The 414-nt window shown below is 68.8% G+C and carries 1 protein-coding gene; it reads left to right on the top strand.

The features are described from left to right. Positions 1–2: 2 nt before the first annotated feature. The coding region (locus AC1DHL_RS29985) for a LysR family transcriptional regulator (protein ID WP_478164366.1) at positions 3–414 on the top strand (412 nt) is incomplete at its 3' end.

Genomic DNA, 414 nt, shown 5'->3' with positions numbered 1-414 from the left:
ACCTGCGCCTCTTCCTCAATGTGGGGGAGACCGAGAACCTGACGCGGGCGGCCGAACGCAGCTTCCTGTCCCTGCCTGCCGCCAGCACGCGCATCAAGCAGCTGGAGGAGGCGTTCCAGACCCAGTTGCTGATCCGCCAGGTGAAAGGCGTGCGCCTGACACCGGCCGGCGACGCCCTGCTGCGCCACGCGCGGGAGGTGTTCCGCGAGCTGGAGTGCATGCATTCCGACTTGCGGCCCTATGCCAAGGGCGTGAAGGGGCGGGTCCGGCTGCTGGCCAACACCACGGCCACCAACTCCTTCCTGGCCACGGCGCTGTCGCGCTTCCTGTCCGAGAACCCCGATGTCGATGTCGAGCTGGAGGAGCACCTGTCCGCCGAAATCGTCTCGGCCATCGGCGCGGGCGCGGCCGACC

The sequence above is a fragment of the Variovorax sp. 10L426 genome, assembly GCF_056395305.1.
The sequence above is the reverse complement of the archived record's forward strand: the minus strand, read 5'-3'. Positions and strand labels throughout refer to the sequence as shown.